Below are 24,937 nucleotides of genomic sequence, written 5' to 3'. Positions count from 1 at the left end.
TTCGCGCCTCAGCGCGCGGCCTTCGAGGCGAGGTCCGCGATCGACTTCATGACCGCGTCCCGCACGCCGGCATCATAGAGTGAATGTCCGGCTGCTTCCACGATCCTGACCTCGGAACTCGGCCAGGCTTTTGCGAGCGCCTGTGATGTCTCAGGCGGGCACAACAGGTCGTAGCGGCCCTGCACGATGATGCCGGGAATGCCGGCGAGCCTATCTGCGTTCCGCAACAGCTGGTTCTCGCTCATGAAGCTGTCGTGGACGAAATAATGCGCCTCCATGAACGGCGTCGCCGGCAGCGTACGCCAGACGTTCAGCGAGGCCAGATCGATTCGCGTCTTGGCCGGCTTGTGCTCGGACAGGGCACGTTCGGTATCGTGCCAGGCGCGCGACGCCGGACCGTGCACGGTCGGATCGGCATCGAGGATGCGGCGATAATAGGAGTCCACCGGCCGCTCGCGCTCTTCCGGCGGCAACACGCTGAGGAAATCCTCATGGAGTGCCGGATAGAATTGCGACAGGCGCGAGGTGAACGCGGTCTCGACCTCCGCTCGCGTGCCGAGGAACGTCGCGCGCAGCGCAATGCCGGAGACGCGCTCGGGATGCGCTTCTGCATAAGCCAGCGCCAGCGTCGCGCCCCAGGAGCCGCCGACCACCATCCAGCGTGAGATACCGAACTTTTCGCGGATCTTTTCCATGTCGGCGATCAGATGCGCCGTGGTGTTGTGCGCGCGCGATCCCCTGGGTCGGCTGCGGCCGCAGCCGCGCTGGTCGAACAGCACGGCATGCATGCGCTCGGGATCGAACAGCCGGCGATGATCGGGCTGGCAGCCGCTGCCGGGGCCGCCATGCAGATAGATTGCCGCGATACCGTCGGGGCGGCCGACGCTCTCGACATAGAGCTCGTGGTCATCGCCGACATCGAGCATCTCGGAGGTCAGCGGCGCAAAGGGATCGGTACGTTTGGCGGCTGTGCCTGCGTCGGCGTCAGGCATCATCGCCTGCCTCTAAGGTGCCGCCGGCAAAATTGCGGTAGAGGAAGCGGCTGGTCTCGCCCTCGGCCTCGGCTTCCGCCTGCTTGAAGATGGTCTCGTGCAGAGGCGACAGCGCGCAGGCGGGATCGGTGTTGGCGGCATCGCCCGTCAGCGCAAAGGCCTGGCAGCGGCAGCCGCCGAAATCGATCTCGCGGAATTCGCAGGACTTGCACGGCTCCTTCATCCAGCCGGTGCCGCGATAGCGGTTGAAGGCTTCCGAGTTCTGCCAGATCCACGCGATCGAATGGTTCGAGCGCACCGACTCGAAGTCGAGCCCGGTGATGCTCTCGGCCGCATGGCACGGCAGCACCTTGCCGGCCGGCGAGATGTTGAAGAACTGCCGGCCCCAGCCGCCCATGCACTTCTTCGGCCGCAGCGCGTAGTAGTCAGGCACGACATAGTCGATCGCAAGCGTGCCCTTCAGCCGCTCGCGCGCGGCCTCGACGATGCGGGTGCACTCGTCGAGCTGCGCCACCGTCGGCATCAGCGCCGCGCGGTTCTTCAGCGCCCAGCCGTAATATTGCACGTTGGCGACCTCGAGCCGGTCGGCGTCGAGATCGACCGACATCTGGATGATGTCGGGGAGCTGGTGCAAATTCTGCCGGTGCATCACCGCATTCACGGTGAGCGGCAGGTCGAGCTCGCGAGTCCATTTTGCGACCTCGAGCTTTTTAAGGTGTCCACCCCTATAACCGCCGACGCGATCGGCCAGCCCCTCTTCAACGCCCTGAAAACTGATCTGCACGTGGCAGAGCCCGGCATCCGCCAACTCGCTGAGCCGCTCCCGCGTCAGCAGCACGGCCGAGGTGATCAGATTGGTGTAAAGCCCGACGTCGCTGGCATGCTTGACCAGCTCGACGAGATCCTTGCGCGCCGTCGGCTCGCCGCCGGAGAAATGCACCTGCAGCACGCCAATCTCGGCAAGCTCGCTCAGCACCTTCTTCCATTCGTCCGTGGTCAGCTCCTTGCCCGAGCGGTCGAGCTCGACCGGGTTGGAGCAATAGGGGCACTGCAGCGGGCAGCGGTGCGTGATCTCGAGCAGCACCGCGAGCGGAATGCCGAACGTCTCCGCCGTCGAGCGGCCCTTCTCCAGCACCGCGAGGCTGTCGCTGGCGTCGGGCGGGATGGTCGGGAGCACATCGCTCATGATGTCTTCTCCCTGATCTCGGTGAGAAAACCCTTGTCGGCGAGATCCTGCAGCATGACGATGACGTCGGCGAGGATCGCCTCGCGCGGCGCGGCGTATTTCGCCGCCAGCTGATCGGAGACGTCGCCGACACTGCGCTCGCCGTTGCAGAGCTGCAAGACCTCGACCGCGATGTCGTCAGGCGCCAGCACGCGTTCCGGCGCCAGGATCACCCAGACCTTGCGCGTCTCGTCATATTTCAGCTTGGCGTGCCGCGGCAGCACGGGGCGGCTTGCCTCGCTGACGCTGATGTTCCGCGGCCCGGCCATCGCCCTCGTCCCTCAGCTGGCTTTGGGCACGAACGCGCCCGGCGGAATGTGGCCCTCGACATAGGCGTGCTGGAGCGCGTCGAGCTGCACCCACAGCACGTTGGTCTTGAAGATCAGCGCATTGCACACCAGCGCGCGCTGCTCCGGCGTCGTGGCATGCGCCTTGACATAGTCGAGCGCGAAATTGGCGTCGCGCGGCGCCTGGGTCAGGCGACGCTTGAAGTAGCTCATGATGTCAGGGTTGACGAAGTCGTAGTGCTCCAGCATGCCGGCGATGCGCTCTTCGTGCAGGTTCGGTGCGAACAATTCGGTCAGCGACGAGGCGATCGCCTCCAGCGGCGATTTCTCGCGGCAATAATGGACATAGGCTTCGACCGCGAAGCGCGTCGCCGGCAGGATGCCCTCGGTGGATTCCACGTAGGCCGTGTCGAGCCCGAGGCCGTCGGTCAGCTTGAGCCAGCGCTCGATGCCGCCCTCGCTGCCGACATCGCCGTCGTGGTCCTCGATGCGGTGCCGCCATTCGACGCGCGTGGCGCGGTCGCGGAAGCGCGAGATCACCACCGCGTCCTTGATCGGGATCGTGCTCTGGTAATAGTAGCGGTTCAGAGCCCAGGCCTGCACCTGGCCCTTGTTCAGCTTGCCGCCGTGCAGCAGCTTATGAAACGGGTGCAGGCTGTGATAGCGCGTCGCGCCGATGTGGCGCAGCGCCGCCTCCAGCTCCTCGGCCGAATTGAGCCTGATGTCCTTGCCAACAGAGAGTGCAGTCATTCCAGTCATTGACGCGGCATTCACAGCACGATCTCCGTTCCATCCGCAGGTATCTGCCAACCCGCGCGTTCAGCAGCCTTGCGCTCGGGCGTATCGGGCAGCAGCGCCGGGTTCGAGTTATTGATATGCAGAAACATCTTCCTGTCGAGAGTGAGATCGGCGAGCCGCGCGATCGCGCCGTCGTCGCCGGACATCGCGACGTGGCCCATGCTCTTGCCGGTCTTGTGGCCGAGGCCTGCCTTGATCATCTCGTCGTCCTGCCAGACCGTGCCGTCGAAGAACACCAGCGCCGCGCCGTCGATCTCGGCCTTCAGCGCGTCGGTGATTTCGGCGCAGGCGGCGATGAAGTAGAAGAACTTGCCGCTGGTCTTGTCGGTGATCTTCAGCCCCAGCGTATCGCCGTCGCCGCTCTCGCCGCCGGGATGCGCCTTGCCTTCGAGATACCAGGCGGATTTGCCCGGCACCGCGAACGCCAGCACCTCCAGCCCCGAACGCGCACCGTCCGGCAGCCGCGGCTCGAAGGGCTCGCGGATCTCGATCGGCTGCCGCCGCACATTCTTCTCGTTCAGCACGTTGAAGATGCTGTTGCTCGCCAGGATCGCCAGCACCTTCTCATGCGCATAGATCGCGAACGGTGATCCCTCGCGCATCGACAGCAGCCCCGCCACCGCATCCACTTCGCTGTTGGTCAGGATCACGCCTGCAACGGGCGTGTGGCGCAGGGCGCCCGCCTTGGGATGCAACTGCGGCGTGGCGTTCAATTGCTGGCGAAGGTCGGGCGAGGCGTTGATCAGGAACCAGTGTTCGCCGTCGCCGCTGAAGGCGACCGAGGCCTGGGTTCGGTAAAGCTCGTGGCCGTTGGTGCGGGCGGCCCGGCAACCCTCGCAGCCGCAATTCCATTGCGGGACTCCGCCGCCAGCCCCGGCGCCCAGGACGACGACGCGAAGCATGTTACGTCTCCCGGAGGCAATGTCGCGAGGTGGATCTCACGCCGACACAATCCTGTCGTCCGGACATGCATCGCGACTGAAAGATCCACCTGCGCAGAACGCGAACTCACCAACCGCTTACTTGCGGGTAGCGCTCACATACATGTTGATTTCCATGCCACAGGGCACTTCGACGATCTTCGGGGCTTTCCAGGCCATATCAGCTCTCCATTTCGCGAACTCGGACGTATCCGCCCATGGGTTAAAGTAATGCGGGCACAAAAGTTCGCCAGTGAAATTTTCCCGAAGAAGGCCATGTTGCGCCGCGAAAAGTCGTGGGAACATCACTTCTGGTGACGCTGCCTTGCGCTTGGCGCATTCGGTCGTGAACGCTGTGCTGATAAAGCAGTTGTGAGTGCAGTGCAGCTTTCAATCCGGTACAGGCGATTTAACTGGATCACGTGATGCCCAAATATTTCTTCAACACCCGCATTGGCGACGAGTTGATCGTGGATCCCGAAGGGGAGGACCTGCGCAACCCCGATCGTGCCTGGGAGGTCGCCCGCCAGATGATCCTGGAGGTGCTGAAGTCCGAGGGCACCCAGCCTGCGCTCATGGAAGCCGTGATCGAAGTCACGGACATCGAAGGCGAAATCGTGCTGGAATTCCCCTTCACCGAGGCCCTGCTGGACATCCCCGACCAGTCCGCGACGAGGCATTAGAGGCGCTCGGAGACCCGAGGGACGACGGGCACTTTCCACCGTCATTGCGAGCGCAGCGAAGCAATCCAGAATCCCTCCGCGGAGGCAGTCTGGATTGCGTCGTCGCTGCGCTCCTCGCAATGACGGAGAATGAGCCGCCATCCGGCACCAAACCCGCCCTTCGCCCCTGCGAAATCTGCATGGCTTTGCTGCGTTCCCGGCGCTAAAAGACGCCGGTCATACGGAGCAAGCCATGCAAGATCTCTGGCGCCTGTCGGCCGCCGACCTCGCCACCCTCGTCAAAGCCAAAAAGTGTCCGCCAGGGAGGCGGCCAAGGCCGGCCTCGCCCGGCTCGATGCGGTCAATCCCCAGCTCAATGCGGTGATCGACCACCGGCCCGAGGACGTGCTCAAGCAGGCCGACGCCGTCGATGCCGCGATCGCGCGGGGCGAGGACCCCGGCGTGCTCGCCGGCGTTCCCGTCACCATCAAGGCCAATGTCGACCAGGAGGGCTTTGCCACCACCAATGGCCTCAAACTCCAGCGCGACCTGATCGCGCGCGAAGACAATCCGGTGGTCGCCAATTTCCGGAAAGCGGGCGCGGTCCTGCTGGGCCGCACCAATTGCCCGGCTTTCTCCTACCGCTGGTTCACCACCAATCTGGTCCATGGCGACACCAGGAATCCCCGCGACGCCTCCCTGACGCCGGGCGGTTCGTCCGGCGGCGCCGGTTCAGCGGTCGCCGCGGGCATCGGCCATATCGCCCATGGAACCGACATCGCCGGCTCGATCCGTTATCCCGCCTATGCCTGCGGCGTGCACGGCCTGCGCCCGACGCTGGGCCGCATCTCCGCCTTCAATCCGGCGCTGCCGGAGCGCCCGATCGGGCCGCAGATCATGGCGGTATCGGGTCCCTTGGCGCGCACCGTCAACGACATCAGGATTTCGCTCGCCGCGATGTCGGCGCGCGACGTGCGCGACCCGTGGTACGTTCCGGCGCCGCTGGAAGGCCCCGCGCGACCGAAGCGTGCCGCGCTCTGCCTCAATCCAGACGGGCTCGCCACCACGCCGGAGGTGAAGGCGGCGGTGATCGACGCCGGCAAGCGGCTGGAGCGCGCGGGCTGGACCGTCGAGACGATCGAAAACACGCCGCCGATGCGCGAAGCCGTCCAGTGGCAGATCAAACTCTGGCTCGGTGACGGTTACGAGGCGCAGCTGGAGATGGCCGAGCGCGAAGGCGATCCCGGCGCGCTGGCCTGCTTGCGCGGCAACCGCGACAGGGTCACGCCGATGGACCAGGCCAACTACGCGCAGGCCCTGACCCGCCGCGCCACGCTGACCCGCGACTGGATGCTGTTCTTCGAAAAATATGCGGTGGTGCTGACGCCGGTGTCCGGCGAGTTGCCGTTCCCCGACCATCTCGACCGCAAGGACGAGGAGTCCTTCAAGCGCGTCTGGGAAGCGCAGATGCCGCAGATTGCGACCCCGTTCATGGGGCTGCCGGGTCTCGTGGTCTCCACCGGCCTGGTCGGCAAGGCGCCGGTCGGCGTGCACATCGTCTCCGGCCGCTATCGCGAGGACCTGTGTCTGCTCGCGGGCGAAGCGATCGAGGCGGGCGGCGTGCCGCCGTCGCCGATCGATCCCGTGGGTTAGCGATGTCTGTCATCTACGACTTCAAGGCCAACTCGCTTGCCGGCGAGGAGGTTGCCCTGGAGACGTTTCGAAGGCCAGGTGCTGCTGATCGTCAATACCGCCAGCAAATGCGGGTTCACGCCGCAATATCGCGGGCTCGAGGATCTCTATCGCGACCTCTCGCCGCGCGGCTTTTCCGTGCTCGGCTTTCCCTGCAACCAGTTCGGCGCGCAGGAGCCGGGGCAGGCGGACGAGATCCAGGCGTTCTGCTCGACCAGTTACGACGTCACCTTTCCCCTGTTCGAGAAAATCGACGTCAACGGCGCCAACGCGCATCCCTTGTATGAGTACCTGAAACGTCAGCAATCCGGACTGCTGGGCGCCTCCATCAAATGGAATTTCACCAAATTCCTGGTGGACCGTGCCGGCAAGGTGATCGCGCGCCACGCGCCGACCGCGCGGCCCGAAGGGTTGCGGAAGCAAATCGAGACCCTGTTATGAGCGAGACAATCATGAGCGATGAATTTCCCGACCGCCTCTCGGTCGATCCGAACAGCCCCTATCATAACGCGGAAATTCTCGCCCGCGACGTCGGCATCCGTTTCAAGGGCGTCGAGAAAACCAACGTCGAGGAATACTGCATCAGCGAAGGCTGGGTCCGCGTCACCGCCGGCAACGCCAAGGACCGTCACGGCAACCCGCTGACCATCAAGGTGCATGGCCCGGTGGAGCCGTATTTCAGGGACAAGAAGTAGTTCGCGGCGCGCTCTATCTCGACGTCATTGCGAGCGCAGCGAAGCAATCCAGAGGCTTTCCGCGGGAGCAGCCTGGATTGCTTCGTCGCAAGAGCCCCTCGCAAAGACGATGTGGCGAAAGCCTCGCGCTCATCTCCTGGTTGTGCTATTGTCGAAGCTGTCTTCAGTCGAGCACGATCATGAAACAGCCCTGCGTGTACATGTTCGCCAATCGCCGCAACGGGACGATCTACACAGGCGTCACATCCAATCTGCCGCGCCGCGCGTTCGAGCATCGTGAGGGTCTGGTGAAGGGCTTCTCGTCCAAGTACGCCTGCAAGCTTCTCGTCTGGTACGAACTGCATGCGACGATGACCGACGCCATCACACGCGAGAAACAGATCAAGGCGGGAAGCCGGGCGAAGAAGCTGGCTTTGATCGAGAGCATCAATCCCGACTGGACGGACTTGTACGATTCGCTGATCTGACCGCCGCACCCTCCGTCATTGCGAGCGCAGCGAAGCAATCCAGAGTGTTTCCGCGGAGGCAGCCTGGATTGCTTCGTCGCAAGGGCTCCTCGCAATGACGATGCCGCGCGAGCCGTGCGCGGCTACGACAGCCGCATGTCCAGCAGCCGGCGCCCTTCGCTCTTCAGCAGCTTCTTCACCGCGCTCGACGCGACGACCTCGCCGTCATTGGCGTAGGCCTCGTGGTTCTTCTCGATGTCGTCGAGGCGGTAGAGGTAGTTGACCATCACGCCGGCGGATTCGCGCAGGCCCTTGGGCGAGAGGTCGCCGAGCCAGTTGATGCGCTCGAGCCTCGCGCCGTTGCCGAGATGGAAACGCGCGACGGAATCGATCAGCCGGCCCTTCGGCGTGCGCGCCTTCAGGAAGTAATGCGCGGCGAGCGGCTCGATCACGGCGCGCAGCAGCGTTGTCGTCTCGGGATTCTCGAACCATTTGGGATCGTCGAGGCGCTTCAGCACCTCGCGGTCCTCGTCCGTCAGCGGCAAATCCCTGTCCTGCTTGATCCACTGCATGAAGCCCGGCACCGGCGACAGCGTCACGAAGGTGTCGAGCTTCGGCAATTCGCGGCGCAGCTCCTCGACCACCTGCTTGATCAGGAAGCTGCCGAACGAGATGCCCCCCAGGCCGCGCTGGGTGTTGGAGATCGAATAGAACACGGCGGTGCGGGCGCGCGCGATCGGCAGATGCTGGCGGTCGACCGCGAGCAGGGGTTGGATCGCGCCGGGGATCGTCTCGGTCAGCGCCACCTCGACGAAGATCAGGGGCTCGTCCACCATCGCGGGATGGAAGAAGGCGTAGCAGCGGCGATCGACCGGATCGAGGCGGCGGCGCAAATCGTCCCAGTCGCTGATCTCGTGCACGGCTTCGTAGCGGATGATCTTTTCGAGGATGTTGGCCGGGGTCGACCAGTCAATCCGGCGCAGCACGAGAAACCCCCTGTTGAACCACGAAGACAGCAGATGCGAGACGTCGCGATCGAGCGCGGCAAGGTCGGAATGGCCCTTCATCATGCCGAGAAGATCGGCCCGCATGTTGACGAGATCGCCGGTGCCGCCGGGCGCACGGTTGAGGCGGCGGATCAGTTCCTGCCGCCGCGGCTCCGAGGCGAAATGCAGCGCGCTTGCGTCTTCGTCGCTGGGCTTGGCGCGCCACGTCTCGATGGCCTTTGACAGCCGTTCCCGGTCCGGCCCGAAATCACGCACGAGGCCATCGAAAAAGGCGCGGCGTCCTGCCGCATCCAGCTCCTGGTAGATATCCAGCACCTCACGCGCAAGCGCGGTGCCGGAGGCTTCGCCCCGGCCCGACAGCAGCGCGCCGCAGAGCTCGATCAGCCCGTCCGCGTCCTGTTTGATGTCCGCGCCATCGCCGCGCCGAAGTAGCGTGCGGCCGCGCTCGGATATGGTGGCGAGCAGGTCGGAGAAGAAGGCGTTCGCCATCTGGGCCTTTCGTAACCGGGTTGTGCGGTGCGGGAAGTTTACACATGATTTGGGCGGAAGCCGATCACAATCATGCAGGGGAATTCGGCAAGTTGAGCTGGGCGGTGCGTCCTGAAAGACGCTGTCATGCGTTACGACGGCGCCGCACCGGGACCTCGCAGCATCCGTCCCGGACAGCGACTCCGGTCTTTGACCAAAGGCGGCGGTGCGGCAGCGACGGTCGCTCAAATATAAGTTGTGGGATGGAACGATTCATCGATCTGGTTGTTGTCAGGTGTCCCCAAGCGTAGCGGGATCGGCGACCAGCCAAAGTAACAACTCATATGATCAAATCTCTCATGGCCTTCGCCATCCTGGCGCTTTCGGGCGCCGCGGTGATTGCGGTACCCGGTTTTGCGCCTCGCGCCAACGCGGTCGAGGCGGCTGCCCTGGCGAAGGCGGACCGGCTTCCCATTGGCCCCGGCGTCCCAAGCTGCTCGAGCCAGATTTGGCCGCGCCTCGCGGCGTCCTGTTTGCACGATGTCAGGTCGGGGATGCCGGTGCGTGATGCTCGCCTGATCGCGCAGCGCTGACAAGGCGTTTCGCGCAAACCTCAAGACACGACTTGCGTCTGCGACAGGCACAGGATGTCGTTCAGCCCGACGCCACTGAGCAATTGGCGTGGGCGATCATTTTGGCTCCTGTCCAAGGAGTTCTCCTATGTCATCGGGTCTGATCGGCTCTCCAGCCAACGTTCTCGTCGTCGAAGATGAAATGGTGCTGCGCATGCGCGCGGTGGACATCGTCGAGGATGCAGGGTTCACGGCTGTCGAAGCCGTCAATGCTGACGAGGCGATCTCCATTCTCGAAGCGCGCTCGGATATCTCGCTGTTGTTTACCGATATTCAGATGCCAGGCAGCATGGACGGCTTGAAACTCGCCCACGCCGTCCACGACCGCTGGCCGGCCATCAAGATCATTCTGGTTTCCGGCCAGGTGAATCCATCGGAAGCGGAAAGGCCTGCGGACAGTCGCTTCTTTGGAAAGCCGCTGGCAGTCGAGAAAATGGCTGGTCAACTGAAAGCGATGATCGGTGCGGGGGCATTGCGGATCGTCCCGAACGCAGCAATGGTGGCTGCGAATGCGCATGAGGCCGTCTTGACGGCAGAAAATGACAACCTTCGGCTATTGCTTGAACAAGCTGGAATAGACGCCAGTACCCTGCTTGCACAAGCCGGCATCGACGCCAAGGAGCGCGAGGCCGCCGACAAGCTGCAGAAGCTCATCCTTGGGGAACTGCATCATCGCGTCAAGAATACACTTGCCACGGTCAGCGCAATTGCGTCGCAAAGTTTCCGGGCCGCGAAGAGTGTTGAGCATGGACAGAAAGCCATGGAGGGCCGGTTGATCGCGTTGGGACGCGCCCACGATCTGCTCATGCAAGTCAGCTGGGCGAATGCCAGTCTCACGCACACCCTGAGCGGGGCAACCGATCCCTACGACAGTAACGGCGGCAGGCGGTTTCATTTCAACGGGCCCGACATTCGAATTATGTCCGGTGCCGTCATTGCGCTTGCGATGACCTTCAATGAACTGTGTACCAACACCACGAAATTCGGTGCTCTTTCCAACCCGGCCGGCCGCGTAGAGGTTGCGTGGACGATTGACGAGACGAAGCACCGCCTCCGGCTGACCTGGACCGAAAGCGGCGGTCCCGCGGTCGAGGTGCCGACACGACGAAGTTTCGGAACCCGGATGATGGAATCTCTCGGACAGCAATTGAGTGGCCAGGTTCATCTCGCTTATGAGCCATCCGGGTTCGTGTACTCATTGGATGTACCGCTCAACTCAGTCATCGCGGCTTCATGATGCGCCCCGGTAGCCATAATCACAGCGCCGCAGGGAATCATCCGTTGCTCGTGGACGACAGAAAGCGATACTCCTGCATGGACCAGTTCGATCGTCCCGCCGAGAATGAGAACACGAAGGACGACGACTGGGTCGGGAAGCTGAGTGTCCGTCTACTGGTACTCCTGAGTCGGACAGTTCGCAGGTTGTAGGACGCACGATCAACGGGGGCAATACTGCGTGCCTACGAGCGGTCCTTCCCCGCAAACTCCGTCGGTGTCCGCCCCGTCACCTGACGGAACGCGGCCGAGAATGCCGGCACGCTGGCATAACCGAGCTGGGTCGCGAGCTGCTTCACCGATACGTTGGCATCCATCGACATCCGCTGGATCGCGGCAGCAATCCTCGCGCGCTGGCACCAGCTCTTGAAGCTCAGCTGCGTCTGCGTCGAGAACAACCGTGACAGCGTGCGCGCGGAGGTCCCGACCTCGCGCGCCAGCGTGTCGATGTCGTGCAGGCCGGTGGGGTCGTCGAGCACGATCATCGCCGCGCGCCGGCAGCGCGGCTCGCGCGGCAGCGGCACGAACGTGGCGGAATCCTCGGCCTCGTGCAACTCCAGCATCACCAGCCGCACCAGCAGCTCGGTGCGCTCCTGCGGATTGCGGACGTCGAACAGTGCGAGGATCGCCTGGTGCAGCAGCGGCGACACCCGCACCACGAATTCCTTGGCGAGACTCTCGCTGCGTTGCTCGCGCTTCAGCCAGGGCAGGTCGAAATACAGCGTGCGCATCTCGATGTCGGCGAGCACGTCGATGGCATGCTCGAGCCCGGCCGGCACCCAGACCGCGCGGTCCGGCGGCACCAGCCAGCGTCCCCCGGGTGTCGTCACCTGCATGGTGCCCTTGGCGGCGTAAACGAGCTGGGCCTCGCGGTGCATGTGCGGGTCGAGCCGCAGGCCCCTGGGATAGTCGCGGGCGACCAGATGCACGCCCGCGGTCGAGCGATGGTTGCCCCGGACCTCCCGGAGGATCGGCTTTTCCAACATTGGCGTTTCCAAGATTGGCGTTTCAAAGACAGTCATTGGCAGCATCCCGTCGTGGGTCAGACATATAACTCATTTCGGAGCAGGAGAGGATTCGTATGAACAGCCCCAGCCGGGTCATCAGTTTCGTCAACGCAGGCCATTTCATCGACCATTATGCGATGCTGATCTTTGCCGCCGCCGTGATCATCATGGGGCCGGCGCTCGGCATGACCTATTCGGAACTGCTGCCCTACGCGACGCCGGGCTTCATCGCCTTCGGCGCGGGCTCGCTGCTGACCGGCTGGCTCGGGGATCGCTGGAGCCGCCGCCACATGATGCTGATCTTCTTCGTCGGCATCGGCCTGTCCATGATCTCGGTCGGCTTCGTGCAGTCACCGGCGCAGCTTGGCGCGGCGCTATTCGCGATCGGCATCTTCGCCTCGATCTATCATCCCGTCGGCACCGCGATGATCGTGTCCTATGCCGAGCGGCTCGGCCGCGAGATGGGGATCAACGGCGTCTGGGGCAATCTCGGCGTTGCGTCCTCGGCGCTGGTCACCGGCGTGATCGGCCAGTATCTCGGCTGGCGCTTTGCCTTCATCGTTCCCGGATCGGTCACGATCCTGATCGGCATCGCCTTTGCGATTATGGTCGTGCACGAGGACCGCAAGGGGAGCAAGCAGGCGGCAGCCCAGGCGCGCGTCGCCAAGCAGGACATGTGGCGCGTGATCCTCGCGCTGCTGATCGTCGTGATCGCGATCTCCACCACCTTCAATGCCGTCACCGTGGCACTGCCGAAGCTGTTTGCCGAGCGGCTCGCCGACCTCACCAAAAGCCCCGCGCTGCTCGGCGTCATCGCGGCCTGCGTCTACGTGTTCGGCGCGATGACGCAATACACGATCGGCCGGCTGCTCGACCGCTATTCGCTGAAGACGGTGGCGCTGCCCCTGTCCTTCATGCTGGCCCCGTTCCTGTATCTCGCCGCGAGCTTGTCCAACCTGCCGTTGATCCTGGTCTCGATCGGCATCGTCATGGGCGCGTTCGGGCAGGTCACGGTCAACGACGCCATGGTCGGCAAATACACCAGCGAGGAATGGCGCTCGCGCGCCTATGCCGTACGCTATTTCATCGGCTTCACCGCCGCCGGTGCCTCGGTCGGCCTGGTCGCCTGGCTGTACGAGCAGGGCGGCTTCGTCACCATGCTGCACGCCTTCGCCGCGCTCTGCCTGCTGGCGATCGCCGCCGCGATCATCCTGCCGCGCGAGATCCGGACGCCGCAGCCGGTTTGAGGATGGCGCTCTCTCCACTCGTCGTTGCGAGCGCGGCGAAGCAATCCAGACTCTTTCCCGCGGAGGGATTCTGGATGGCTTCGCTGCGCTCGCAATGACGGGGATGGATCAGCACTCCACCAAGCTCTGCCCACGATGCCATTCTGCCAGTGTTTTGCCCGACGGTGCAAGTATTTTTCGGCAAGACCGAAATGCCGCATGCTTTCCAACGCCATCGCTACTGTGCATGGGGTTGTTTTCGCACGTCTTGGTTCAGCCCTCCGCGCAAGCCTGGAACCCGCTCCACCTCCTGCGGGTTCTATCCGCTGCGGCCCCGGCATGGAGCTGGGTGAAGGGGAAGACATCTGCATGCAATGGAGCCTGCTTCGGCCGGTCGGGCTCGTCCCGGCGGCGCTCGTTCTCACGACCATCGCGGCGAGTGCCGAGGGCGGCAAAGCGGCCGGCCCGTCCGAGTTCCTGCTGGTCGGGCAAATCGTGCTGTTGATCGCGGTCGGGCGCGGTCTCGGCGAGATCATGCAGCGCATCGGACAGCCCTCGGTGATCGGCGAACTGCTCGCCGGCATCATCCTCGGTCCCTCACTGTTCGGCTGGATCTGGCCGGAGGCGCAAGCCGCGATCTTCCCGAAGACCCCCGAGCAGAAGGCGATGCTCGACGGCATCGCCCAGTTCGGCATCCTGTTGCTGCTGTTGCTGACGGGCATGGAGACCGACCTCAAGCTGGTCAAGAAGGTCGGCAAAGCCGCGATCGCGATCTCGATCGCAGGCATCCTCGTGCCCTTTGCGTGCGGCTTCGCGCTCGGGGAGTTCCTGCCGGACGCGCTGCTGCCGAATCCGCAACAGCGCCTCGTCGCCTCGCTGTTCATGGGCACGGCGCTGTCGATCTCTTCCGTGAAGATCGTCGCCGTGGTCGTGCGCGAAATGAATTTCATGCGCCGCAACGTCGGCCAGATCATCGTCGCGACCGCCGTCATCGATGACACCATCGGCTGGATCATCATCGCCGTCATCTTCAGTCTCGCCTCCCAGGGATCGCTCGATATAGCCTCGGTGGCGAAGGCCGTGCTCGGCACGCTCGCCTTCCTCGCCGTCAGCTTCACCATCGGCCGCCGGCTGGTGTTCCAGCTCATCCGCTGGGCCAACGACAACCTCGTCAGCGCGGCGGCGGTCATCACCGTGATTCTGCTGCTGATGTGCGGGATGGCGATGGTCACGCACCTGATCGGCGTCCACACAGTGCTCGGCGCCTTCGTTGCCGGCATCCTGGTCGGGGAGTCCCCGATCCTGACGCGGCAGATCGACGAGCGACTGCGCGGCCTGATCTCGAGCTTCTTCATGCCCGTGTTCTTCGGCCTTGCGGGCCTGACCGCGGACCTCTCGGTGCTGCGTGATCCCTATCTCCTGATGCTGACCTGCCTGCTGGTCGTGATCGCCAGCGTCGGCAAGTTTGGCGGCGCCTTCGTCGGCGGCACCGTCGGTGGCCTCAACAGGCGGGAATCGCTGGCGCTGGCGAGCGGCATGAATGCGCGCGGTTCGACCGAAGTGATCATCGCCACCATCGGCCTTTCGATCGGTGTGCTCAGCCAGAACCTGTTCACGATGATCGTCACCATGGCGATCGTCACCACGATGGCGATGCCGCCGATGCTGCGCGCGGCACTCGCCAGGCTGCCGATGAACAAGGAGGAGAAGGAGCGGCTGGAACGCGAGGAGTTCGAGAAGCGCGGCTTCGTCGCCAATCTCGAGCGGCCCTTGCTCGCGGTGGACGAAAGCGTCAACGCCACCTTCGCCGCCCACATCGCGGGCCTCATCGCCGGCATGCGCGGCCTGCCGGTCACCGTGCTGCATATCGGCAAGCAGGCCAAGACTCAGGACAAGGCTCGGGACAAGACGCAGGACAAGGATCAGGAGAAGAGCGGTGACGAGGACGGGCGCCACGAGGCCGTGGTGAAGAAGGCGGCTGACGCGGTCGCAGCGAATGGCGAGGAGGATGTCGGTGACGTCGATGTCACGACGCGGGTCCGTAAATCCGCGCTCGGGGAGACCATCGAGGAGGAAGCGAAGAAGGGCTTCGATCTCCTGGTCGTCGGCGTCGACAACGTCGTCGCCACCAAGGACCGTTTCGACCGCAAGATCGAGGACATCGCCGCTCATTTCGAAGGGCCGCTCGCGGTCGTGGCGGCCAAGGGCAAGCATCTGAAACAGCCGGCGCCCGACGGCCTCAACATCCTCGTTCCTGTCTCCGGCAGCAGCGTCTCCAAGCGGGGCGCCGAAGTCGCGGTGGCGCTGGCCCAGGCAGGATCAGGCTCGCTCCGCGTGATCTATGTCGCGACGACGCGGGACAAGGGCGCTCAGCGCGGCGCTTCTGGGGGCTGAGCCGGGAGGAGGGCATCCTGAAGGACACCAGCGATCTCGCCGCCCGCTACGAGGTGGACATCACCACCACGTTGCGGGTCAACCGGGCCCCTGAGGCGGCTATCCTGCGCGAGATCGACACCACCAACATCGATCTCGTCGTCATGGGCGTTGACCGCATCCAGGGCGATCATCTCTCCTTCGGCGGCGTTGCCGACGCGGTGCTGAGACAGTCGAAGGTCTCGGTGCTGCTGGTGTCGAGCGGCGAGGGAAACCGAGCGGCGGAAAAGGCTTAGGGCTTCACCTCCGCCACCGGCTGCGCCTTCGGCGCCTTCTTGCTCGCCCGCCAGTTCTCGAACCGCTGCACCACCACGAAGAAGGCCGGCACGAACAGCACCGCGAGGCAGGTCGAGGCCAGCATGCCCGAGAACACGGTGATGCCGATCGACTTGCGGGCGCTGGCGCCGGCGCCGGTCGCGAGCACCAGCGGCACCACGCCGAGGATGAAGGCGAACGACGTCATCAGGATCGGGCGGAAGCGGGCACGCGCAGCCTCGATCGCGGATTCCAGCACCGGCTTGCCGTCGCGGCCGTGCAGCTCGAGGCCGACCTCGACGATCAGGATGGCGTTCTTGGCCGACAGCGCGATCAGCAGGATCAGGCCGATCTGGCAGTACAGGTTGTTGTCGATCTTGAGGCCGTTGAGGACCAGCGTCGGTCCGATCAGCGACAGCGGCACCGCCAGGATCACGGAGATCGGCGCGTACCAGCTCTCATACTGGCCGGCGAGCACGAGATAGACCAGCAGCATGGCGAGGCCGAACACCCAGTAGATCTGGCTGGAGACCGCCTTCTCCTGATAGGACATCGCGGTCCATTCGTACCCGGTGCCCGGCGGCAGCGTCTTGTCCGCGATCTCCTCCATCAGCTTCAGCGACTGGCCGGAAGAGTAGCCCTGCGCCGGCAGACCGATCACGGTCGAGGACGGATAGAGATTGTAGAGGCTGATCAGCGACGGGCCGGTGGCCGGCGTGATCGTGGCGACGGTGCCGATCGGGATCATGTCGCCGTTCGAGTTGCGCACCATCATGTTGGCGATGTCGCGCTCGGTGAGGCGGAAGGCCGGATCGGCTTGCGTGTAGACCTGGAACACGCGGCCGAACTTGTTGAACTGGTTGACATAGGACGAGCCGAGATAGGTCGACAGCGCCGAGAACACCTGGTCGGTGGTGACGTGCAGCGTCTGGGTCTTGATGCGGTCGATCTCGACGTTGAACTGCGGTACCGACGAGCGGAACGAGGACTGCACGCGCTGGAGGGCGCTCTGGCTCTGGCCGTTGCTGACCACCGCGCCGGTGATCGCCTGCAGCTTGGCGAAATCGCTGTTGCCGTCGCGCAGCTCGACCTGCATCGAGAAGCCGGCAGCGTTGCCGATGCCCTGGATCGGCGGCGGCGGCAGCACGATGGTGCGCGCCTCCATGATGACGGCGAGCTTGTCGTTCAGCCCATACACCAGCGAGCGCAGATCCTCGCCTGGGCCCTTGCGGGCCTCCCAGTCCTTCAGGATGATGTAGGCGACGCCGGCATTGGCGAGGCTCGCGCTGCTGTCGAGTGCGGAGATGCCGGCGATGGTGATGACCTGCTGGACGCCCGGCGTCTCCTTGATGATCTCGCTGGCCCGGTCGAGCACCTTCTGGGTTCGCTCCAGCGAGGCGCCGTCGGGCAATTGAATGGCGGCGATCAGATAGCCCTGGTCCTCGATCGGCAGGAAGCCGGTCGGTACACGAGACAGGCCGTAGCCGCCGATCACGATCAGCACCAGCGCGGCCGCAACCGACACGGTGGCATGCCTGCACAGGAAGGTGATCAGGCGCGTATAGCCGCGCTCGACCCGGTTATAGACGTTGTTGAAGCCGCGATAGAAGAAGTTGCGCTGCTCCGGCGGCACGGTCGGCCGCAGCCACAATGCGCATTGCGTCGGCTTCAGGGTCGCCGCGTTGATGGCGGACAACAGCGCGGTCGCCGCGATCACCAGCGCGAACTGCGAATAGATGCGCCCGGTGAGACCGGCCAGAAACGAGGCCGGCAGGAATACCGAGATCAGCACCAGCGTGATGCCGACGATCGGCGCGAACAGCTGGTCCATCGCCCTGATCGCGGCGTCGTGGCCGTTCATGCCCTGCTCGATATTGTGGGCGGCGCCTTCGACCACGACGATGGCGTCGTCGACCACGATGCCGATCGCCAGCACGATCGCAAACAGCGTCGACATGTTGATGGTGAAGCCGAGCGCCGCCATCGCGGCGAAGGCACCGATGATGGTGACGGGCACGGTGGTCGCCGGCACCAGCATCGCGCGCCAGTCCTGCAGGAACACCAGGATCACCACCAGCACCAGCAGGCCGGCCTCGATCAGCGTCATGTAGACCTCGTGCACCGAGGCCTCGACGAACTTGGTGGTGTCGAACGGAGTGTCGTATTTGATGCCTTCCGGGAACCGCTTGGCGAGCTCCACCATCTTCCTCTCCACGGCCTGCTCGACCTGGAGCGCGTTGGCGCCGGGCGACTGGAATACGCCGATGCCGGTGGCGGGCTGCTTGTTGAGCGAGAAGATCTGGCTGTAGGTCTGCGCGCCGAGCTCGACCGAGCCCACGTCGCGCACGCGCGTGACGTCGCCGCTGGTGCCGGTCTTGACGATGATGTTCTCGAACTGGCTTGTGTCGTCGAGCCGGCCGTTGACGTTGAGCGTGTACTGGAACGCCTGGCCCGGCGGCGTCGGCGGCGCGCCGACCTGGCCGGCGGAGACCTGCTGGCTCTGCTGCTGGATCGCCTGGATGACGTCCTGCGGCACCAATCCGCGCACCTGCAGCTTGTTCGGGTCGAGCCACACCCGCATTGAATACTGGCCGGCGCCGAACACCGTGACGTTGCCGACGCCGGGCAAGCGTGAAAGCTCGTCGCGGATGTTGATGGTGGCATAATTGCTCAGGTACAGGCTGTCGAACTTGGAGTCCGGCGAGGTCAGCGTCACGAACAGCAGGATCGAGGTCGATTTCTTCTGGACGGTGACGCCCTGGTTCTGCACCGATTGCGGCAATTGCGACAGCGCGCTGGAGACGCGGTTCTGCACCAGCACCTGCGCGAAGTTGAGGTCGGTGCCGATCTTGAAGGTCACGGTCAGCGTATAGGTGCCGTCGGAGGCGCTGTAGGACTGCATGTAGAGCATGTCCTCGACGCCGTTGACCTGTTGCTCGATCGGCAGCGCCACCGTGTCGATCACGGTCTTGGCGCTGGCGCCGGGGTAACGTGTGGTGACCTGCACCGTCGGCGGCACCACATCGGGGTATTGGGCGATCGCGAGGTTGAACAGCGCAACGCCGCCGATCAGGATCATCAGGAGCGCGATGACGTTCGAGAGGACCGGCCGCTCGATGAAGAATTTTGAGATCATGACCGGCCGCTCCTACTTGGCAGACGCTTGCGGCTGGCCAATCTTCGCCTGTTGCGGGTCGATCTTCTGGCCCGGGATCACCCGCAGCAGCCCTGCGATCACCACGCGGTCGTCCGGCTTCAGGCCGCTCTCGATCACGCGCAGCCCGTTGTCGACGGGGCCGATCTGCACCTTGCGCTGCTCGACGATATTGTCGCCGTTGACGACGAGCAGGTAGCGGCCGCCCTGATCGCTGCCGAGCGCGGTGTCGGGGACGAGGAGGGAGTCCTTCTCCTGGCTGAAGGGCACGCGGACCCGGACGAAATAGCCGGGCAGCAGCACCCGCTTGTCGTTGGGGACGAGGCCGCGCACCGCGAGCGTGCCGGTCGACTGGGTGATGGTCGGTGCGACGTAGTCGAGCCTGCCTTCATGGGGATAGCCGGTCTCTGTCTGGAGGCCGATCTGAATCGGGAATTGCTTGAGGTCGGCGCCGGTGAGCCCGCGGCGCGCCGCTTCGGCGCGGATACGCAGCACGTCCTGCTCGTTGACGGTGAAGTTCACATAGATCGGATCCATCGCGACGATGGTCGCGAGCTGGGTTGGGGAGGAGACGCCGACGAGCTCGCCGATCGAGACCAGATGCGCGCTGACGACGCCGTCGAACGGCGCGCTCACCTTGGTGTAGCCGTAATTGACCTCCGCGAGCTTCGTGTTGGCCTGGGCCTGCTGGAGATTGGCCTGCGCGTTGTCGCGAGTCGACGTCGAACTGTCGAGGGTGGCTTGCGACACCGCCTGGCGCTGCACCAGATCGCTCTGTCGCTTGAAGTCGGCTTCTGCCTGCTTGAGCGAGGCCTGCGCGCCGGCTTCGGCCGCCTGCGCCTGTTCGAGCTTGAGCTTGTAGGTCTCGGGCTCGATCGTGAACAGCTGGGTGCCCTGCTTGACGAAGGCGCCGTCCTGGTAATCGATCGACTGCAGGAAGCCCTGCACGCGCGCCACAAGGTCGACATTCTTGATCGGAGCGGTGTTTCCGGTAGCCTCGATATAGCGCGTCACCGGGCGCTGTACCGGCGTCGCGACGTCCACCTTGGGCGGGGGCGGCGCCACGAAGGTGTTCTTGTCTTCGCAGCCGGCGAGCACGGCCACGGCCGCCAAGGCGGTCAGCGCCCGTCCGATCTGTCTCCACTCCTCATTGCGATGTGCGAGAGATGCGGGATTCGCGCGCGTCATTCAGTGGCCCCCGATTGTGGTCTGTCGGTGCGGCAGGCTACCAACAAATGAACGGCCGTGGAACACCATAGCCATGGCAGTCATAGACCTTGCACTGCAAAGGGCGCTGTGCCCTTTGAGGGGTTTGTCATGACAAACCGCTTTTCATCGCGCGCACGATCGACCACAATTGCGTCAAAGGCCGTGAGACAGGCGAGGCGGTCGGAAGAAGGCCTGAAAATAAGAAGACAACAAGGAAACAAGAAAAGGTGAGGAGAGCATGACATGTCCACGTCCCTCCAATCGGCCCTCGTCGGCGTCGTTCTCGCAGTGGCGGTCGGCATGCCCGCGCTAGCCGATGGCCTGAAGGACGAGATCGCGCCGACCGGCAAGCTGCGGGTCGCGATCGCGATCAGCCCGGCGGGCGGCGCGTTCTGGTCGACCAGGACCGAAGCCGGCTTTGCCGGCGTTCCCGTCGATCTCGGCAAGGAAATGGCCGCGCAGCTCGGCGTCCCCGTCGAATATGTCGTGCACCAGAATTCCGGTCAGATCACCGACGCGGCCGGCAAGGGGAGCTGGGACGTCACCTGGCTGCCCAGGGATCCCGAGCGGGAGACCAAAATGATGTTCGGCCCAGTCTACGAGGTCGCCGACGCCACCTATATCGTCAAGGCAGGATCAAGCGTCACCAATTTCGCCTCGCTCGACCAGCCCGGCATCAAGGTCGCCGCCGTCAACGCCACGACGACCATGCGCGGCGCGATCGCGCATCTGAAGAACGCGACCGTCACGGGTTATCAGACCTATGACGAGATATTCGGCTTGCTGAAGAGCGGCGAGATCGACGCCTTCGCCCTGTCGCGCGACCAGCTCAACAAGATGGCGCAGAAGATTCCGGGCACCAAGGTGCTGGACGAGACGTTCAAGAAGACCGTGACGGCCGTTGCCGTCCCGCTCGGCCACAACCAGTCGCTGGCGTTCGTCACGAAGTTCATGACGGACGCGACGACCAACGGCACCTTGCGCAAGGCTTATGACAACAACGGTCTGAAGGACACGCCGATTCGCACCGAGTAGGGCGGCCGTCAGCGCGACTTGATCTCGGCATATTTCGCAATGGCCCGCTCGAACTTGCGATTGAACAGCCACATCGCGGCGAGGATCTCGCGGAAGCTGGCCGAGGTCCGCGCCCGGTCGGCCTGTCCGAACGCGAAGATGCTGTTGTTGCGCAGGTGCTTCATGATCGTGGGGCTCGACACCCGGTAGTTCAGCAGATCTCCCGATTTGAGCGCGGCCCGCGTCGGAGTGGGAACGATCTGGATCAGTTCGAACAGCTTCATCTGGTCGATCGGGTCGGGCAGCGTCTTCACGATGGCAGGGATCTCCCGGAAGATATCCGCATGCGCGTTCATCAGGCCGTCGCGCACGTTGGTCCAGTGGTTGAAGCGGTGGTCGGTGCCGCGGGCCAGCGCCTCTTCCCTGTCGTCGCGTGCGTTCAGTCCGGGATCGGCCGCCGCGATCGCTGATTTGATCGCCTCCCATTTCCTGCGGCCGTTGCGGTCTTCGGAGGGGCCGGTCTGGAAGCTGCCCATATAGGTGTTCGAGCGACCGTTGCGGACATTCTGCTTGCCGTTGGTCTCGGCGAAGAACAGCCCCAGGCTGATGCGGCCCGCAGCTTCGGCGTGGTCAGGCCCGAGCCCCATGGCGCGCGCGATCGCGACTGCGAGATCGACGACGTCCTTGAAAGGTGTCGCCGAGTTCTGCGCATTGGCCGGCGGCGCTTCCATGATATCGAACAGCTTGCCGTATTCGTCGATCAGCGGTTCGATGTCGGCGTCGAAATAGGCCGGAGGGATCTCGAACTTGTTGGGCCGGCCGATCCGCGACGGCATGGCGTCGGTGAGGTCTTTGTAGCTGCTGATCACGGCGACGCGGGCGAGATAGATCGCCTGGCCCGGCAGGTTCGGCAGCGGTTCTTTCGCCTCGATCTGCTTGCGCCGCTCGGCGAGGATGGATTTGAAATCGCCGAGCGCGCGCTCGTAGGCCGCAACCGCCTCCGATTGCTTTGCCGTGAGCGTTTGCGCCCGGCTCACGGCAACGGTCGAGAAAATCAGCCCAAGCGCCGCAAGAGCTGCGATGGCATGTCGGCGTGCACGCATGGCCGGCCCCCTCCGAACGATTCGTTCGTTGGGAGATCGTAACCTAGTCGTTGGCCTCCGGCGGCAGGAAGTCGACCTCGTGCAGGGCGGAGATGCGCACGACCTCGGCGGGGTCGGTCAGATTGTCGAGTTGGGTGAACAGCGCCTCCAGCTTCTGCATCGGCGAGACCCAGAACAGCGCGCGGGCAGGCTTGTCGGACTTGTTGAAATAGCCGTGCGGGATGCCGCGCGGCAGGCGCACGAGGTCGCCGGCATGGGCCTTGACCCACACGCCGTCGAGCTTGAGGTCGAGCGTGCCTTCCTGCACCAGGATGAATTCGTCCTGGGTCGGATGGATGTGCACCGGCACGAACTGGCCGGGCTCGCTGTTGGTCTCGAACGCGAAGGTGGATTCGGTGACCGCCTTTGGGAAATAGACCTGGCCGAGGATATTCCAGCTCTTGCCGCCATAGCCCGTGCCGTTCGCGGTGATGCCCTTTTCGAGTGCAGTCATGGCTTGCCTCCATCGGAATTTTGCTGGCGCGCAGTTTTGACCAGCGGAGCGGCGGAGTCCATCCGCCAGACGCGTGTCAACGCCGGTCGCGATCGGTGGATTTCTTGCGCAAGAAGCCTTCGACGTCGGCCTGGACCGAATAGGGCGTCGGGATCGGGTCGCCGGCGGCATCGACGGCGGTGTCGAGAGAGCGGCGCAGCATGCGCGCGAGCTCGGCCTTGCGGTAGGGCTTCGGCAGCAGCGGCGCGCCCATGGTGGTATGTCCCGGTCCATGCGGGGCGTCGTGGGCATAGCCGGACGTGAACAAGACTCTCAAGGAGGGGCGCTTGGCCACCATCTCGTCGGCGAGCTCCCGCCCATTCAAGGCGCCGGCCATCACGATATCGGTGAACAGCAGGTCGAATGGCGTGCCCTCGGCCGCGATGGCGAGCGCCTCGGCGGCGTTGACGGCGGGGATGACCTTGTAGCCGAGGCTTTGGAGCTGGACCGTGACGAATTGACGGACGTCGCGGTCGTCCTCGACGCAGAGGATGGTTTCCGTTCCGCCCACGACTTTGCGCTCGTCATAGCCGGCCGGGCGGAGCGTGCTGGTCTCGGCCTTCGGCAAATAGATCGTGAATGTCGTGCCGCTGCCTTCTGCGGATTTGACCTTGATGCCGCCGCCGGACTGCTTGACGAAACCGAACACCATGCTGAGGCCGAGACCGGTGCCCTTGCCGACGTCCTTGGTCGAAAAGAACGGATCGAAGATCCGCTCGAGGATCGCCTGCGGAATGCCTGTGCCGGTATCAGTGATCTCGATCTCGACATAGTCGCCGGCATAGCCGGCACCGACCGCGACGGCCTCGCGCACGCCGAACACGACGTTGCGCGTCCTCAGCGTCAGCCTGCCGCCGTCTAGCATCGCATCGCGGGCGTTGATCGCAAGGTTGAGCAGGGCCGAGCTCAATTGGCCGCGGTCGGCGTAGGCCAGCCAGATGGCGCCGTCGAGCTTCGTCACGATCTCGATCTTCTTGTCGAAGGTCGCCAGCAGCAGCTTTGCCAGTTCCTCCAGCAGGTCGTTGACGTCGATCTCTGCCGGCTGCAGCGCCTGCTTGCGTGCAAAGGAGAGCAGGCTCGATGTCAGCGCGGCGCCGCGGTCCGCGGCCTCGCTGATCAGCTTGGTGATGGTCGCAAGCGGCGGGTTGTCCTTCACGGCGTCGGCGAGGATCTCGATCGTGCCCGTGATCACGGTGAGCATGTTGTTGAATTCGTGCGCGATGCCGCCGGTGAGTTGCCCGACCGCCTCCATCTTCTGCGCCTGGATCAACTGCTCCTCGGCGGCGCGCTTCTGGGTGACGTCCTTGACGAAATTGTTGATGACGGTGCGCCCGCCAATCTGAAGCGCGGTGCTCGACGCCTCGATCAGGATCTCGTCGCCTTCCCGGTGCAGCAGGGTTGCTTCGAAGCGGATGCCGATCGGCGTATTCGACAGCTCTGGCAGCAGCCGCATCATGCGTTGCCGAAAGCCGTCGCGGAGCGGCTCGGCGACGAGCAGGTCGACGGCGTCGGTGCCGAGTGCCTCCTGCCGTGTCCATCCGGTCAGGGCCTCGGCCTGAAAGCTCCACTCCAGCACGATGCCGTTCGCGTCGGTCTGAACGAAGGCATCGAGCGCGGTCTTGATCACGGCCTGGGTCATTTGCGCGCTGGCCTGCGCCTGCTCAGCAAGTTGCGCCGCGGCCTGTTTTTGCTGCGACGTCTCGATCTTGCGCGCGCAGAGCCGCGCGAGCAGCACCGCGACGGCGCCGCTTGCGAGCAGGGCGATGATCTCTGGCACGCCGAAACCGGCGCCGGTCACGGCAGAGGAGGCGAGGAGAGCCATAGCGGTCACGATGACCTGCGCGGCCATCGCGAGTGTCAGAAGCCCCCTGAGTTTCATGGTCTCACACCAAAGACGGCAGCCGC

20 protein-coding genes and 3 pseudogenes are annotated in these 24,937 nt (G+C 64.4%); 10 read left to right on the top strand and 13 right to left on the bottom strand.

Annotated features, from left to right (window positions below):
* Positions 1 to 8: 8 nt before the first annotated feature.
* From pip to pqqA, 6 genes are all read right to left on the bottom strand, one after another.
* Positions 9 to 995 carry a prolyl aminopeptidase gene (gene pip / locus ACQ86E_RS07265; protein ID WP_431204833.1) on the bottom strand — a complete coding sequence of 329 codons (987 nt, stop codon included), beginning with the start codon at positions 993 to 995 and terminating at the stop codon, positions 9 to 11.
* Entirely contained in the window at positions 985 to 2,178 is a 1,194-nt protein-coding gene (gene pqqE / locus ACQ86E_RS07260) for a pyrroloquinoline quinone biosynthesis protein PqqE (RefSeq protein WP_431204832.1), read from the bottom strand. Before pqqE ends, pip begins: the two co-directional genes overlap by 11 nt.
* Positions 2,175 to 2,486 (bottom strand): pyrroloquinoline quinone biosynthesis peptide chaperone PqqD, encoded by a 312-nt coding sequence (gene pqqD / locus ACQ86E_RS07255; RefSeq protein WP_431204831.1) that lies wholly within the window; start codon positions 2,484 to 2,486, stop codon positions 2,175 to 2,177. Before pqqD ends, pqqE begins: the two co-directional genes overlap by 4 nt.
* Positions 2,487 to 2,498: 12 nt before the next feature.
* The gene (gene pqqC, locus ACQ86E_RS07250) at positions 2,499 to 3,254 is read right to left on the bottom strand and encodes a pyrroloquinoline-quinone synthase PqqC (protein WP_431204830.1); all 756 of its coding nucleotides are present in this window, start codon (positions 3,252 to 3,254) and stop codon (positions 2,499 to 2,501) included.
* Between the two features lie 20 nt (positions 3,255 to 3,274).
* Positions 3,275 to 4,204 (bottom strand): pyrroloquinoline quinone biosynthesis protein PqqB, encoded by a 930-nt coding sequence (gene pqqB / locus ACQ86E_RS07245; RefSeq protein ID WP_431204829.1) that lies wholly within the window; start codon positions 4,202 to 4,204, stop codon positions 3,275 to 3,277.
* 117 nt (positions 4,205 to 4,321) lie between these two features.
* Complete coding sequence (gene pqqA / locus ACQ86E_RS07240; protein WP_007595659.1) at positions 4,322 to 4,402, bottom strand: pyrroloquinoline quinone precursor peptide PqqA; 81 nt, start codon at positions 4,400 to 4,402, stop codon at positions 4,322 to 4,324.
* A gap of 245 nt (positions 4,403 to 4,647) precedes the next feature.
* On the opposite strand from pqqA, the gene ACQ86E_RS07235 reads away from it, so the two are divergent.
* The 5 genes and pseudogenes from ACQ86E_RS07235 to ACQ86E_RS07215 all read left to right on the top strand — a co-directional run bounded on the left by ACQ86E_RS07235 (position 4,648) and on the right by ACQ86E_RS07215 (position 7,738).
* Positions 4,648 to 4,905 carry a DUF6894 family protein gene (locus ACQ86E_RS07235; protein WP_431204828.1) on the top strand — a complete coding sequence of 86 codons (258 nt, stop codon included), beginning with the start codon at positions 4,648 to 4,650 and terminating at the stop codon, positions 4,903 to 4,905.
* Between the two features lie 232 nt (positions 4,906 to 5,137).
* Positions 5,138 to 6,537, top strand: a pseudogene (locus ACQ86E_RS07230) (amidase family protein).
* Between the two features lie 2 nt (positions 6,538 to 6,539).
* A pseudogene (locus tag ACQ86E_RS07225) lies at positions 6,540 to 7,017 on the top strand (glutathione peroxidase).
* Entirely contained in the window at positions 7,014 to 7,271 is a 258-nt protein-coding gene (locus ACQ86E_RS07220) for a DUF3297 family protein (protein ID WP_156175637.1), read from the top strand. The pseudogene ACQ86E_RS07225 and the gene ACQ86E_RS07220 overlap by 4 nt, the downstream one beginning before the upstream one ends.
* Before the next feature lie 179 nt (positions 7,272 to 7,450).
* Positions 7,451 to 7,738, top strand: a complete 288-nt coding sequence (locus ACQ86E_RS07215) for a GIY-YIG nuclease family protein (RefSeq protein WP_431204827.1) — start codon at positions 7,451 to 7,453, stop codon at positions 7,736 to 7,738.
* 122 nt (positions 7,739 to 7,860) lie between these two features.
* Here the strand turns inward: ACQ86E_RS07215 and ACQ86E_RS07210 are convergent, their stop codons facing one another.
* A complete protein-coding gene (locus ACQ86E_RS07210; protein WP_431204826.1) occupies positions 7,861 to 9,213 on the bottom strand; it encodes a malonyl-CoA decarboxylase in 1,353 nt (450 codons plus the stop codon).
* Positions 9,214 to 9,551: 338 nt separating this feature from the next.
* On the opposite strand from ACQ86E_RS07210, the gene ACQ86E_RS07205 reads away from it, so the two are divergent.
* Both ACQ86E_RS07205 and ACQ86E_RS07200 read left to right on the top strand, forming a co-directional pair.
* Positions 9,552 to 9,785 carry a hypothetical protein gene (locus ACQ86E_RS07205; RefSeq protein WP_431204825.1) on the top strand — a complete coding sequence of 78 codons (234 nt, stop codon included), beginning with the start codon at positions 9,552 to 9,554 and terminating at the stop codon, positions 9,783 to 9,785.
* 127 nt (positions 9,786 to 9,912) lie between these two features.
* The gene (locus tag ACQ86E_RS07200) at positions 9,913 to 11,061 is read left to right on the top strand and encodes a sensor histidine kinase (RefSeq protein WP_431204824.1); all 1,149 of its coding nucleotides are present in this window, start codon (positions 9,913 to 9,915) and stop codon (positions 11,059 to 11,061) included.
* A gap of 223 nt (positions 11,062 to 11,284) precedes the next feature.
* Here ACQ86E_RS07200 and ACQ86E_RS07195 read toward each other — a convergent pair whose 3' ends face one another.
* Positions 11,285 to 12,130 carry an AraC family transcriptional regulator gene (locus ACQ86E_RS07195; protein WP_431204823.1) on the bottom strand — a complete coding sequence of 282 codons (846 nt, stop codon included), beginning with the start codon at positions 12,128 to 12,130 and terminating at the stop codon, positions 11,285 to 11,287.
* Positions 12,131 to 12,180: 50 nt separating this feature from the next.
* Here ACQ86E_RS07195 and ACQ86E_RS07190 point away from each other — a divergent pair, with 50 nt between their 5' ends.
* Together ACQ86E_RS07190 and ACQ86E_RS07185 are read left to right on the top strand one after the other, a co-directional pair.
* Positions 12,181 to 13,353, top strand: a complete 1,173-nt coding sequence (locus ACQ86E_RS07190; protein ID WP_431204822.1) for an MFS transporter — start codon at positions 12,181 to 12,183, stop codon at positions 13,351 to 13,353.
* 348 nt (positions 13,354 to 13,701) lie between these two features.
* Positions 13,702 to 16,001: pseudogene (locus ACQ86E_RS07185) on the top strand (cation:proton antiporter).
* On the opposite strand, the gene ACQ86E_RS07180 reads toward ACQ86E_RS07185, so the two are convergent.
* Both ACQ86E_RS07180 and ACQ86E_RS07175 read right to left on the bottom strand, forming a co-directional pair.
* Positions 15,998 to 19,156, bottom strand: coding sequence for an efflux RND transporter permease subunit (locus ACQ86E_RS07180; RefSeq protein ID WP_431204821.1), 3,159 nt, complete (start codon positions 19,154 to 19,156; stop codon positions 15,998 to 16,000). The pseudogene ACQ86E_RS07185 and the gene ACQ86E_RS07180 overlap by 4 nt on opposite strands.
* A gap of 12 nt (positions 19,157 to 19,168) precedes the next feature.
* Positions 19,169 to 20,362 carry an efflux RND transporter periplasmic adaptor subunit gene (locus tag ACQ86E_RS07175; RefSeq protein WP_431204820.1) on the bottom strand — a complete coding sequence of 398 codons (1,194 nt, stop codon included), beginning with the start codon at positions 20,360 to 20,362 and terminating at the stop codon, positions 19,169 to 19,171.
* Positions 20,363 to 20,626: 264 nt separating this feature from the next.
* Between ACQ86E_RS07175 and ACQ86E_RS07170 the strand changes: the two genes are divergently transcribed.
* A complete protein-coding gene (locus ACQ86E_RS07170) occupies positions 20,627 to 21,418 on the top strand; it encodes an ABC transporter substrate-binding protein (RefSeq protein ID WP_431204819.1) in 792 nt (263 codons plus the stop codon).
* An 8-nt stretch (positions 21,419 to 21,426) separates the two neighbouring features.
* Here the strand turns inward: ACQ86E_RS07170 and ACQ86E_RS07165 are convergent, their stop codons facing one another.
* From ACQ86E_RS07165 to ACQ86E_RS07155, 3 genes are all read right to left on the bottom strand, one after another.
* A complete protein-coding gene (locus ACQ86E_RS07165; protein ID WP_431204818.1) occupies positions 21,427 to 22,500 on the bottom strand; it encodes a hypothetical protein in 1,074 nt (357 codons plus the stop codon).
* A gap of 43 nt (positions 22,501 to 22,543) precedes the next feature.
* Positions 22,544 to 22,993, bottom strand: a complete 450-nt coding sequence (locus ACQ86E_RS07160; RefSeq protein ID WP_431204817.1) for a cupin domain-containing protein — start codon at positions 22,991 to 22,993, stop codon at positions 22,544 to 22,546.
* A gap of 76 nt (positions 22,994 to 23,069) precedes the next feature.
* Positions 23,070 to 24,911: an ATP-binding protein gene (locus tag ACQ86E_RS07155; RefSeq protein WP_431204816.1), complete on the bottom strand. Its 1,842-nt coding sequence runs from the start codon at positions 24,909 to 24,911 to the stop codon at positions 23,070 to 23,072.
* Positions 24,912 to 24,937 lie beyond the last annotated feature (26 nt).

This window comes from Bradyrhizobium betae, from assembly GCF_050632175.1.
Classification (GTDB): Bacteria; Pseudomonadota; Alphaproteobacteria; order Rhizobiales; family Xanthobacteraceae; genus Bradyrhizobium; species Bradyrhizobium betae_B.
Note: the sequence above shows the minus strand (reverse complement) of the source record. Positions and strands in the feature narration are given on the sequence as shown.

Bases quoted from the DNA above. Each gene is read 5' to 3' on its own strand.
- pip (WP_431204833.1), bottom strand. From the start codon at position 995: ATGATGCCTGACGCCGACGCAGGCACAGCCGCCAAACGTACCGATCCC.
- pqqE (WP_431204832.1), bottom strand. From the start codon at position 2,178: ATGAGCGATGTGCTCCCGACCATCCCGCCCGACGCCAGCGACAGCCTC.
- pqqD (WP_431204831.1), bottom strand. From the start codon at position 2,486: ATGGCCGGGCCGCGGAACATCAGCGTCAGCGAGGCAAGCCGCCCCGTG.
- pqqC (WP_431204830.1), bottom strand. From the start codon at position 3,254: ATGACTGCACTCTCTGTTGGCAAGGACATCAGGCTCAATTCGGCCGAG.
- pqqB (WP_431204829.1), bottom strand. From the start codon at position 4,204: ATGCTTCGCGTCGTCGTCCTGGGCGCCGGGGCTGGCGGCGGAGTCCCG.
- pqqA (WP_007595659.1), bottom strand. From the start codon at position 4,402: ATGGCCTGGAAAGCCCCGAAGATCGTCGAAGTGCCCTGTGGCATGGAA.
- ACQ86E_RS07235 (WP_431204828.1), top strand. From the start codon at position 4,648: ATGCCCAAATATTTCTTCAACACCCGCATTGGCGACGAGTTGATCGTG.
- ACQ86E_RS07220 (WP_156175637.1), top strand. From the start codon at position 7,014: ATGAGCGAGACAATCATGAGCGATGAATTTCCCGACCGCCTCTCGGTC.
- ACQ86E_RS07215 (WP_431204827.1), top strand. From the start codon at position 7,451: ATGAAACAGCCCTGCGTGTACATGTTCGCCAATCGCCGCAACGGGACG.
- ACQ86E_RS07210 (WP_431204826.1), bottom strand. From the start codon at position 9,213: ATGGCGAACGCCTTCTTCTCCGACCTGCTCGCCACCATATCCGAGCGC.
- ACQ86E_RS07205 (WP_431204825.1), top strand. From the start codon at position 9,552: ATGGCCTTCGCCATCCTGGCGCTTTCGGGCGCCGCGGTGATTGCGGTA.
- ACQ86E_RS07200 (WP_431204824.1), top strand. From the start codon at position 9,913: ATGTCATCGGGTCTGATCGGCTCTCCAGCCAACGTTCTCGTCGTCGAA.
- ACQ86E_RS07195 (WP_431204823.1), bottom strand. From the start codon at position 12,130: ATGCTGCCAATGACTGTCTTTGAAACGCCAATCTTGGAAACGCCAATG.
- ACQ86E_RS07190 (WP_431204822.1), top strand. From the start codon at position 12,181: ATGAACAGCCCCAGCCGGGTCATCAGTTTCGTCAACGCAGGCCATTTC.
- ACQ86E_RS07180 (WP_431204821.1), bottom strand. From the start codon at position 19,156: ATGATCTCAAAATTCTTCATCGAGCGGCCGGTCCTCTCGAACGTCATC.
- ACQ86E_RS07175 (WP_431204820.1), bottom strand. From the start codon at position 20,362: ATGACGCGCGCGAATCCCGCATCTCTCGCACATCGCAATGAGGAGTGG.
- ACQ86E_RS07170 (WP_431204819.1), top strand. From the start codon at position 20,627: ATGTCCACGTCCCTCCAATCGGCCCTCGTCGGCGTCGTTCTCGCAGTG.
- ACQ86E_RS07165 (WP_431204818.1), bottom strand. From the start codon at position 22,500: ATGCGTGCACGCCGACATGCCATCGCAGCTCTTGCGGCGCTTGGGCTG.
- ACQ86E_RS07160 (WP_431204817.1), bottom strand. From the start codon at position 22,993: ATGACTGCACTCGAAAAGGGCATCACCGCGAACGGCACGGGCTATGGC.
- ACQ86E_RS07155 (WP_431204816.1), bottom strand. From the start codon at position 24,911: ATGAAACTCAGGGGGCTTCTGACACTCGCGATGGCCGCGCAGGTCATC.